The sequence below is a fragment of the Paenisporosarcina antarctica genome (assembly GCF_004367585.1).
GTDB lineage: Bacteria > Bacillota > Bacilli > Bacillales_A > Planococcaceae > Paenisporosarcina > Paenisporosarcina antarctica.
In genome coordinates, this window is the sequence record NZ_CP038015.1 from 482,342 (window position 1) to 492,500 (window position 10,159).

The 10,159-nt window shown below is 37.7% G+C and carries 7 protein-coding genes and 2 riboswitches (1 of these 9 only partly in view); all 7 genes read left to right on the forward strand.

The window, feature by feature from the left end; all coding sequences use genetic code 11:
* Positions 1 to 42: 42 nt before the first annotated feature.
* A complete protein-coding gene (locus E2636_RS02480) occupies positions 43 to 1,512 on the forward strand; it encodes a nicotinate phosphoribosyltransferase (protein ID WP_134208702.1) in 1,470 nt (489 codons plus the stop codon).
* Positions 1,513 to 1,525: 13 nt separating this feature from the next.
* Positions 1,526 to 2,353 carry an NAD(+) synthase gene (nadE, locus tag E2636_RS02485; protein ID WP_134208704.1) on the forward strand — a complete coding sequence of 276 codons (828 nt, stop codon included), beginning with the start codon at positions 1,526 to 1,528 and terminating at the stop codon, positions 2,351 to 2,353.
* Between the two features lie 148 nt (positions 2,354 to 2,501).
* Positions 2,502 to 3,452, forward strand: coding sequence for an AAA family ATPase (locus E2636_RS02490; protein ID WP_134208706.1), 951 nt, complete (start codon positions 2,502 to 2,504; stop codon positions 3,450 to 3,452).
* Positions 3,449 to 4,666: a DUF58 domain-containing protein gene (locus tag E2636_RS02495; protein ID WP_134208708.1), complete on the forward strand. Its 1,218-nt coding sequence runs from the start codon at positions 3,449 to 3,451 to the stop codon at positions 4,664 to 4,666. Before E2636_RS02490 ends, E2636_RS02495 begins: the two co-directional genes overlap by 4 nt.
* Positions 4,663 to 6,858, forward strand: coding sequence for a DUF4129 domain-containing transglutaminase family protein (locus E2636_RS02500; protein WP_134208710.1), 2,196 nt, complete (start codon positions 4,663 to 4,665; stop codon positions 6,856 to 6,858). The genes E2636_RS02495 and E2636_RS02500 overlap by 4 nt, the downstream gene beginning before the upstream one ends.
* Before the next feature lie 33 nt (positions 6,859 to 6,891).
* Positions 6,892 to 6,993: riboswitch (purine riboswitch) on the forward strand.
* Positions 6,994 to 7,188: 195 nt separating this feature from the next.
* A complete protein-coding gene (guaA, locus tag E2636_RS02505) occupies positions 7,189 to 8,742 on the forward strand; it encodes a glutamine-hydrolyzing GMP synthase (RefSeq protein WP_134208712.1) in 1,554 nt (517 codons plus the stop codon).
* Positions 8,743 to 8,847: 105 nt separating this feature from the next.
* Positions 8,848 to 8,949: riboswitch (purine riboswitch) on the forward strand.
* 230 nt (positions 8,950 to 9,179) lie between these two features.
* On the forward strand, positions 9,180 to 10,159 hold the 5' portion of the coding sequence (locus E2636_RS02510; RefSeq protein ID WP_134208714.1) for an NCS2 family permease. Its footprint extends 361 nt past the window's final position; the window shows 980 of its 1,341 coding nt (coding positions 1-980); the start codon lies at positions 9,180 to 9,182; its stop codon lies off the right edge, out of view.

Here is a 10,159-nt window from a genome sequence, read left to right on the forward strand (position 1 = left end):
TGTATACTTATGACAATTGTGATCGTGGAAGAAGGGTTTTAGATGGTGTCGAAATATGCAGATGATGGATTTGCATTACATACGGACTTATATCAAATAAATATGGCAGAAACTTACTGGGCTGATGGTATACATAATCGTAAAGCGGTGTTTGAGCTGTTTTTCCGCAATTTACCCTTTGGTAATGGCTATGCAATTTTTGCAGGTTTAGAGAGGGTACTAGATTTTCTTCGGGATTTCCAGTTTACGGATAGCGATCTTGCGTATTTGCAGCTAGAGCTTGGATACAAGGAAGACTTTATTAGTTATTTGCGTGAAGTCAGGTTCACCGGAGATGTGTATTCGATGATTGAAGGTGAGCTCGTTTTTGCCAATGAACCAATTATGCGCATTGAGGCTCCACTGGTTGAAGCGCAACTCATTGAAACAGCACTCCTGAATATTGTCAATTACCAAACCTTAATTGCAACGAAAGCAAGTCGTATTAAACAAATCGTCAAAACCGATACAGTTATGGAATTCGGTACGAGACGTGCTCAAGAAATGGATGCAGCAATTTGGGGCTCACGGGCTTCCATAATTGGTGGGATAGAGGCAACAAGTAATCTTAGAGCTGGCAAAAAGTTCGGTATTCCTGTTGCAGGAACACATGCGCATTCGCTTGTTCAAGCATACAAAAATGAATATGAAGCTTTCCATGCATATGCCAAACGACATAAAGATTGTGTATTCCTTGTAGATACTTACAATACATTAAAGACCGGTGTTCCAACTGCCATTCAAGTAGCAAAAGAACTTGGAGATAAAATCAATTTCGTTGGAATTCGTTTGGATAGTGGAGATATTTCATTCCTATCAAAAGAGTCACGTCGTATGTTAGATGAAGCGGGCTTTACGGATGCGAAAATCGTCGTGTCAAATGATTTAGATGAATATACAATTTTAAACTTAAAAGCCCAAGGTGCGAAAGTGGATATGTGGGGCATTGGCACAAAGTTAATTACCGCGTATGACCAACCCGCTCTTGGTGCAGTATATAAAATTGTTTCAATTGAAGATGAAAAAGGTGTAATGGAAGATACAATTAAAATTTCATCTACTTCTGAAAAGGTAACGACGCCGGGTAGGAAAAAACTGTATCGTATAATTGATCGAGAAAATGGCAAAGCAGAAGGCGATTATATTACGATGTTTGATGAAGACCCTACTCATGAACACCGATTAAAAATGTTCCATCCAGTTCATACCTTTGTTTCGAAATTTGTGACGAACTTTGAAGCAAAAGAGCTGCATACAAAAGTCATTGAAAATGGACAAGTTATTTATTCGAATCCAACGTTGTTTGCAATGAGGGATTACGCAACTGCTAACTTAGAATTACTATGGGATGAATACAAACGTTCTTTAAATCCAGAAGAATATCCAGTAGATTTAAGCCAAAAATGTTGGGATAACAAGATGCGAAATATCCAAGAGATAAAAGAAATGGTAGATAGGATGCATTACTCTTAAAGGAGTGACTATGATGACAAACTTGCAAAAGACAATTATTGAAGAATTGAAAGTTAAACCATCGATTGACGCCAAACAAGAAATACGTATATCCATTGATTTTATGAAAAATTATTTAAAAAAGCATTCATTCTTAAAAGGATTGGTTCTTGGTATTTCAGGTGGTCAAGATTCTGCACTTACTGGCAAGCTTGCTCAAATGGCGGTAGATGAATTAAATGATGAACTGGGAGCACAAGCCTATTCTTTTAATGCGGTTCGATTGCCTTATGGCGTTCAGTTTGATGAAGATGATTGTCACGACGCACTAAATTTCATACAACCATCTAAAATTTATACGGTGAATATAAAAAATGCAGTCGATGCAAGTAAACATGCACTTGATACCTCTGGGATTACCCTTTCTGACTTTGCTAAAGGAAATGAAAAAGCACGTGAAAGAATGAAAGTTCAATACTCAATTGCGGCTATGCACGATGCAGTCGTCCTTGGAACAGATCATGCAGCAGAAGCCGTCACTGGTTTTTATACTAAATATGGTGATGGTGGAGCCGACTTAGTGCCTATTTCTCGATTAAATAAGCGACAAGGGAAACAACTATTAATAGTTCTAGGTTGTCCGGAACATTTATATACAAAAATTCCTACTGCGGATTTAGAAGAAGATCGTCCTGCGTTACCAGATGAGATTGCTTTAGGTGTTTCATATGATCAAATAGATGATTATTTAGAAGGAAAAAAGATTCCAACTGAGTCAAAAGAACAAATTGAAAATCATTATTTACGCTCAAAACATAAAAGACATATGCCTATTACCGTCTTTGATGATTTTTGGAAATAAATTCAAGCACATGTAGCACTATGCTATGTGTGCTTTTTTGTACTCTAATAAGTTGTTAAGTATCAAAGTATTAGGTAAAATGGACTTATAATGTGTCAATTTTCTAACAAATACAAAAATTCAACACAACAACTGGGGGAGTAGAGACATGAAAAACCAAGAAAAAATGCATTCGATTATAGATAATATAGAGCGAGTAATTATAGGGAAACGAGATATTGCAGAGCTATGTGTAGTTGCGTTAATCGCTCAAGGACATGTTTTACTTGAAGATGTTCCGGGTGTTGGTAAGACGGTTATGGTGCGTGCATTAGCGAAATCAGTAGGCGCTCAATTCAAACGTATTCAATTTACGCCCGACTTACTGCCTTCAGATGTAATTGGTGTATCAATATATAATCCCAAAGACATGGAATTTCAATTTAGACCAGGTCCAATTATGGGGAATATCGTATTAGCAGATGAAATCAATCGAACTTCACCTAAAACTCAATCAGCACTTCTCGAGGGAATGGAAGAAGCATCGGTAACAATCGATGGAGAAACGATGATGATTCCTAAACCGTTCTTTGTAATGGCCACACAAAATCCAATTGAATATGAAGGTACGTATCCGCTTCCAGAAGCACAATTGGACCGTTTCTTACTTAAACTTAGAATGGGTTATCCTTCACATGCAGAAGAAATTGAAGTGTTAAAAAGAGCTGAAAAATCATCTCCACTTGAAGACTTAAAACCTGTCATTTCACTTGAAGACCTCATTCTTTTGCAACAAGAAGTAAAAGACGTAATGGTCGATGATACCATCAAAAATTATATTGTCGATTTGGCTAACCGAACCAGAAAAGATTCTTATATATATTTGGGTGTAAGTCCTCGGGGATCTCTAGCATTAATGAAAGCATCACAAGCGTTAGCAATGTTACGAGGTAGAGACTTTGTTACGCCAGATGATGTTCAATATTTAGCACCATTCGTCTTTAGTCATCGAATGATTTTACGTTCAGAAGCACGCTATGATGGTGTTACAACTGAAGAAATTATTGGACGTATTTTAACGAAAACAAATGTTCCGATTAAAAGGCTTGTTAAACAATGAAACGAATAAACTCTTCGTTGGCATTAGGACTGCGTCTCCTGTTTGTTATTTTTCTATTAATCTCTGCGTTTACTTTTGCGATGTTTCAAGGTGGATTCGTTAGCTGGTTTATATTTTATACTGTGCTTCCATTTGCCTTATATTCCATCATATTTTTCTTCATCCCAATCTCAAAAATACAAGTTGAACGTTTCATTCAGACACCTCAAATACGTAAAGGTGATAAACTCATCGTAACGGTGAAGTTAATAAGAACTTCTAGATTTCCGATGCTTTATTTAGTTGTAAAAGAAATGACACAAAGCTTACAACTCATTCGTCATATGGATTCATCCCAGTTAAAAACAATTAAAATGGTGGGGTTTCAACGAATAATCGAATGGACCTATGAAATTGATCATATGCCGCGTGGTGAACATACATTGGACGGAATTGAAATTACCGTTAGTGACTTTTTTGGATGGGTCAAGAAATCTCAAATCCTACCAATAAAACAAATGGTACTTGTCTATCCGAATATAACGGAGATGATATTTATGCCGATTGAAACTCGATATGAACAAGGGGCTGTTGCCTCTCCTTTCACCATTGTAAAAGATACAACAATGGCTACGGGTGTTCGAGACTACCAACCTGGTGACCGCGTATCATGGATTCATTGGAAATCTTTCGCCCGTACACAAACACTCCGTACTAAAGAGTTTGAAGATAGAGAGTCTCAAGAATTATTCATAATAACTGATCGAAAACCATCGGATAATTTTGAAGAACAAATTGAATTAACCGCGTCAGTATTACAAGCGGTTGTTCGAAATCAAGCAAGTGCAGCATTTTTATCTTTAGGAGCCACACGTTTTTATTTTCCAACGGTTAAAAGTGAAGATCAATTACAAAGGACAATGTTTCACTTGGCGAAAGTAGAAGATGATTTAAAAAAACCAATCGAGCAAATGTTGCCAAGAGATCCGGCGATGTCGAGTGCTACATCAGTTTTACTCATCACTGGAGATTTAACGGCAGGATTGATTGAGGCTATTCCGAAATCAGCCAAAAATTTACGTCAATGTACGGTTTTTGTCGTCATTAAAAAGGGGGAAAAACTATCAAAACAAGCGGGGGTTATGCATAAACTTGCTCGTTCTAGAGGAATGATTATTCACGTGCTTTCTCCAGATCATTTTGCAAATGCCTTTACGGAGGTGGGACGCTCATGAAAAATGGTCTTCAAAATAAATGGTTGCAAGGCATATTTTATGTGCTTGTGTTCTTCTTGTTACGTGAATGGCTACTCCCAGTTATGGAATTAACGAAAACCAATTACTTATCTATTTTCTTAGCTTTTATTGCGTTATGTTTTGTGTTTAGCTTTTTCTCTGTTCCTTGGTGGCTGTCGGGTCCCGGGAAACTATTGTATATGTCATGGGTCATTATATTTGTTTATACAGGGGAAGTGTTTTTTACAAAAGAAGCTATTTCATTTCTGTTCAGTGATGCGATGATAAATATTTTTGCTCTAATCAGTGGTGATTGGGCAGTAGTTACCGATACTTTTCGAACCGTGTTGTTTTTTGCACTGTTATGGATGACAACTTATTTAATACATCATTGGATAACAGTCCGATTGACTATTTTCTTGTTTTTCTTCATGACCGTTATATTTATTGCGGCTCTTGATACTTTTAGTCCGTATCAAGGTGTTGAATCGATTCCTCGTGTCATGATACTAGGGTTGTTATTATCTGGTTTGTTAAAAGTAGCTCAAATACTGGAACAAAACCACATTTCCGCGTCTCGAGGGAACTACGCGTCTCTAATTATTCCGCTTATTGTGGTAGTAGCATTTAGTGGCTCACTTGGTTATCTACTACCAAAGGCAGGTCCTGTGTGGGTGGATCCTGTTCCTTTTATTCAATCATTTGCTGAAGGGGCAGGAACAGCACCGGGAAGATCCGGTGGGATAGGGAAAATTGGTTATGGCGAAGATGATTCTGTTTTAGGCGGAGGATTCCGTTCTGATTCTACAGTTGTCTTTGAAGCAATCGTGCAAACACCCCAGTACTGGAAAATTGAAACGAAAGATACCTATACGTCAAAAGGATGGGAACAATCTGTCGTGTCAGATGGCACAACTGTCTTCAATCCTGGTGATGTCTTTGAAAGTGGAATCGCGCCTGGGCCAGTTGAAGATCAGGATGTAGCACAGTATTCATTTAATTTAGAATATCCATTTCTAATGTATCCATATGGTTCAGTTGCTGCAGATGCAACGGTAGAGACAACTTTTGCATTTGAAAAAAATTCACAAAAAATTAATACGTTCCAGGGGAATGATTTGGTCGAATTAAAGCAATATAGTATATCGTTTAGTGAACCCAAGTTTAGTTTAACTGATTTAAGAGCAACCACAATTGAATCGTTGGCAGAGGTAACTCCAGAGTTTGATCGCTATTTACAACTACCAGAAGAATTACCGGAGCGGGTAAGAGAACTATCACAATCAATTACTGAAAATCAAACAAATTTGTATGATAAAGCTCGAGCGATTGAACGTTACTTTTCACAGAATGGCTTCATATACGATCAAAGTAATATTAGCATTCCAGAGGCAAATCAAGATTATGTAGATCAATTCTTGTTCGATACAAAACGGGGATATTGTGATAATTTCTCGACATCTATGGTTGTTTTGCTTCGATCTCTAGATATCCCAGCTCGATGGGTAAAAGGATTTGCTGAAGGAGAAGAAATAGAAAATAACAATGGTGATAGAGTATACGAAGTTACAAATAATAATGCTCACTCGTGGGTTGAGGCATATTTTCCAGGTGTAGGTTGGATGCCGTTTGAGCCAACTATTGGATTTAGTGGAACAGGAAATATTGATTACGACTTAGAATTAGACTCTACAGAAGAACCTGAAGAAGCAGTTGTGCCAGAACAACCGAAAAAACCACAACCAACAGAAATTGAAGATAATAAATCAATTTCTGAAAGATTTACAGAAACCATGCAAAATTTTATGGGTTGGATTTCAAATAATCGAGGGCGAATAATTCTCTGGAGTATAGTTGCGATAGGATTTCTTGTAGTCTTGTTCCGTATTCGACAAAAATGGATGCCCAAACTGTTAGTGCCTTACTATCGATTACGTAAAGATGATTGGAATTCTTTTGAAAATAGCTATCACCGTTTATTAAAGCAACTCGCGTTGTATGGTGTGGCACGAAGAGAAGGGCAGACTCTGCAATCGTATGCGAATTATGTAGATGGTTTCTTCGATTCAAAAGATATGAGAATGTTAACAATTGCTTATGAAAAGGGCTTTTATGGAAGAAATATAGAGGCACATGAATGGTTGAAACTGAGAGAATCTTGGGAAAACTTAATCAATAGGACAAGCGGTTGATTTTAAGTCAAACTACCTGTAGAATTGAGAAAAATTATACAGACCGTTTGCCCTTATATATGTCCGATGATACGGTTCGGATGTCTCTACCAAGTCGCCGGAAATGACTTGACTATGAAGGCGAATTCAAACATGTCTACTATTGGACGTTTGTTTGATTTCGCCTTTTTCATAAGAAAAGATAGACTTATTGTCTAGTTCCAAGCGTCAGACTGAACGACACTTTGCACTTTTCTTAAGTAGAGCAAAAGAACGCGTAGAAAGGTTTTCTTTCGTACGCGTTTTTTTTGTTAATTGGGGCAGGATAATCTAAATGAAGAGGTGTACACATTGTCAGCAACTCCTATCTTAAAAGAACAAGAAAAAATCGTTGTACTAGATTTTGGTAGTCAATACAATCAGTTAATTACACGTCGTATTCGTGAGTTTGGTGTTTATAGTGAATTACACCCACACACAATTACGGCTGAAGATATAAAAGGGATGAATGCTACAGGTATTATTTTCTCGGGTGGCCCAAATTCGGTATACGATGAAAATGCATTTCACGTCGATCCTGCAATCTTTGATTTAAATGTGCCAATCTTAGGGATTTGCTACGGTATGCAATTAATGTCTCTTCATTATGGTGGAAAAGTTGAAAAGGCTACACATCGTGAGTACGGAAAAGCCGAAATCTCCGTAGTTAAAGAAACTCCTTTATTCAAAGATCTACCAAACGAACAAGTTGTATGGATGAGTCATGGTGATCATGTAACAGTTGCTCCAGAAGGTTTTGAAGTAGTAGCGACAAGCCCATCTTGTTCAGTAGCAGCAATGGCTGATGAATCAAGAGGATTATATGCCGTTCAATTCCACCCAGAAGTACGTCATTCTGTTTATGGTATTGAAATAATTCGCCAATTCGTATTTGGCATATGTAAGGCAAAAGGCGATTGGTCAATGGAAGGCTTTATTGAACTTGAAATCGAAAAAATTCGCCATGAAGTTGGCGATAAAAAAGTATTATGTGCTTTAAGTGGTGGAGTAGATTCTTCTGTAGTAGCCGTATTACTCTACAAAGCAATTGGTGATCAATTAACATGTATGTTTGTCGATCACGGTTTACTGCGTAAAGGTGAAGCTGAAAGCGTTATGAAGATGTTCGCTGACGGATTCAACATGAATGTAATTAAAATAGATGCACAAGAACGTTTCATGAGCAAACTAGAGGGCGTATCGGATCCTGAAACAAAGCGTAAAATTATCGGCAATGAATTCATTTATGTATTCGACGATGAAGCGTCAAAATTAGAAGGTATGGACTTCCTTGCACAAGGAACTCTTTACACAGACATTATTGAAAGTGGTACAGCTACTGCACAAACAATTAAATCCCATCACAATGTTGGTGGTTTACCTAAAGATATGCAGTTTAAGTTAATTGAACCATTAAAAACTTTATTTAAAGACGAAGTACGTGCCCTTGGAACAGAGCTTGGAATGCCGGATGAAATCGTATGGCGCCAACCATTCCCTGGTCCAGGTCTTGGGATTCGTGTTTTAGGAGCAATTACAGAGGAAAAACTTAAAATTGTTCGTGAGTCTGATGCGATTTTACATCAAGAAGTAGTTAAGGCGGGTCTACAACGTGATATTTGGCAATACTTCACAGTGCTACCTGACATTCGTAGCGTAGGTGTTATGGGAGATGCCCGTACGTATGATTACGCAATAGGAATTCGTGCAGTTACATCTATCGATGGAATGACTTCTGACTGGGCTCGTGTGCCGTGGGATGTTCTAGAGAAAATCAGTGTACGTATAGTAAATGAAGTACCACATATTAACCGTGTGTTGTACGATATTACGAGTAAGCCACCAGCAACAATTGAGTGGGAATAAACAGACCAATTGGGAATCGCTGTTATTTACGAACGTTAAACGTTTTTTTTTTTAAAATGTTCGGAAAACAGATTGAAATCATGTAGCGTTAATGTTATTATTTCTATTGTAATTAAATAATGTCGTCGTATAATGTCGGGAATATGGCCCGAAAGTTTCTACCGAGTTACCATAAATGACTCGACTACGATTTAGAAAGACGAACTCTTTCGTCTTTCTTCATTCATAGACCCTTGGGTGATATGATAATCGGAAGCATGCGACTTTTTTGTCGCATGCTTTTTTGTTTTTATAATAATAAGCTTAGTGAACCACTTAAACTCTTTTGAAAGCAGGTTTCTTCTAAGGAAATCCGAGTTACTTTGAGAGAGGTATTTTAAGAAAGCTTCTATTATAGAAGAAACTAATGTGTGTACACGACAACACGGAGGAAAAACATGAAAAAGTATTTTCAATTTGAAGAACTCGGAACTAACTACCGTCGTGAGATTATCGGTGGATTAACAACATTCTTATCAATGGCGTATATCTTAATCGTTAACCCACTAGTATTATCATTAGACTCTGTTCCAGATTTACCAGACTCGATGCGTATGGACGCAGGTGCGGTATTCGTAGCCACGGCTTTAGCAGCTGCCGTCGGATCTATCTTTATGGGGCTACTCGCCAAGTATCCAATAGCCCTTGCTCCCGGGATGGGATTAAATGCATTTTTTGCTTATACTGTTGTCTTAACGTATGGTATCCCGTGGGAAACAGCATTAACAGGTGTTTTATTTTCAGGACTCATTTTTATTGGTCTATCATTAACAGGTATTCGAGAGAAAATTATTAATGCGATTCCCGCTGAATTGAAATATGCAGTTGGAGCGGGTATTGGTTTGTTCATAGCATTTATTGGACTACGTAATGCAGGAATCATCGTAGAAAACCCTGCAACTCTTGTTGGGCTTGGTGATTTATCTGCAGGAAATACATTGTTAGCGATATTCGGATTATTCATAACCGTTATTTTTATGGCTCGTGGTATTAAAGGCGGTATCTTTTACGGTATGCTTCTAACAGCTGTTGTGGGTATGATTTTCAGTTTAGTTGATATTCCTTCATCTATAATTGGAAAAGTTCCAAGCGTAGCACCAACTTTCGGTGTAGCTTTTGAACCTATATTTAATGACCCAGGTTCATTACTTACGTATCCATTTTTAATCGTTGTCCTCACATTTTTGTTTGTAGATTTCTTTGACACAGCAGGAACTTTGGTATCTGTTGCAAATCAAGCTGGATTAATGAAAGATAACAAGTTACCTCGTGCTGGCAAAGCGTTACTTGCAGATTCTTTAGCAACAGTAACGGGAGCTGTGTTCGGTACGTCGACAACTACTTCATATATTGAATCAAGTGCAGGGGTTGCGGCAGG

Bases quoted from the DNA above. Each gene is read 5' to 3' on its own strand.
- E2636_RS02480 (WP_134208702.1), top strand. From the start codon at position 43: ATGGTGTCGAAATATGCAGATGATGGATTTGCATTACATACGGACTTA.
- nadE (WP_134208704.1), top strand. From the start codon at position 1,526: ATGACAAACTTGCAAAAGACAATTATTGAAGAATTGAAAGTTAAACCA.
- E2636_RS02490 (WP_134208706.1), top strand. From the start codon at position 2,502: ATGAAAAACCAAGAAAAAATGCATTCGATTATAGATAATATAGAGCGA.
- E2636_RS02495 (WP_134208708.1), top strand. From the start codon at position 3,449: ATGAAACGAATAAACTCTTCGTTGGCATTAGGACTGCGTCTCCTGTTT.
- E2636_RS02500 (WP_134208710.1), top strand. From the start codon at position 4,663: ATGAAAAATGGTCTTCAAAATAAATGGTTGCAAGGCATATTTTATGTG.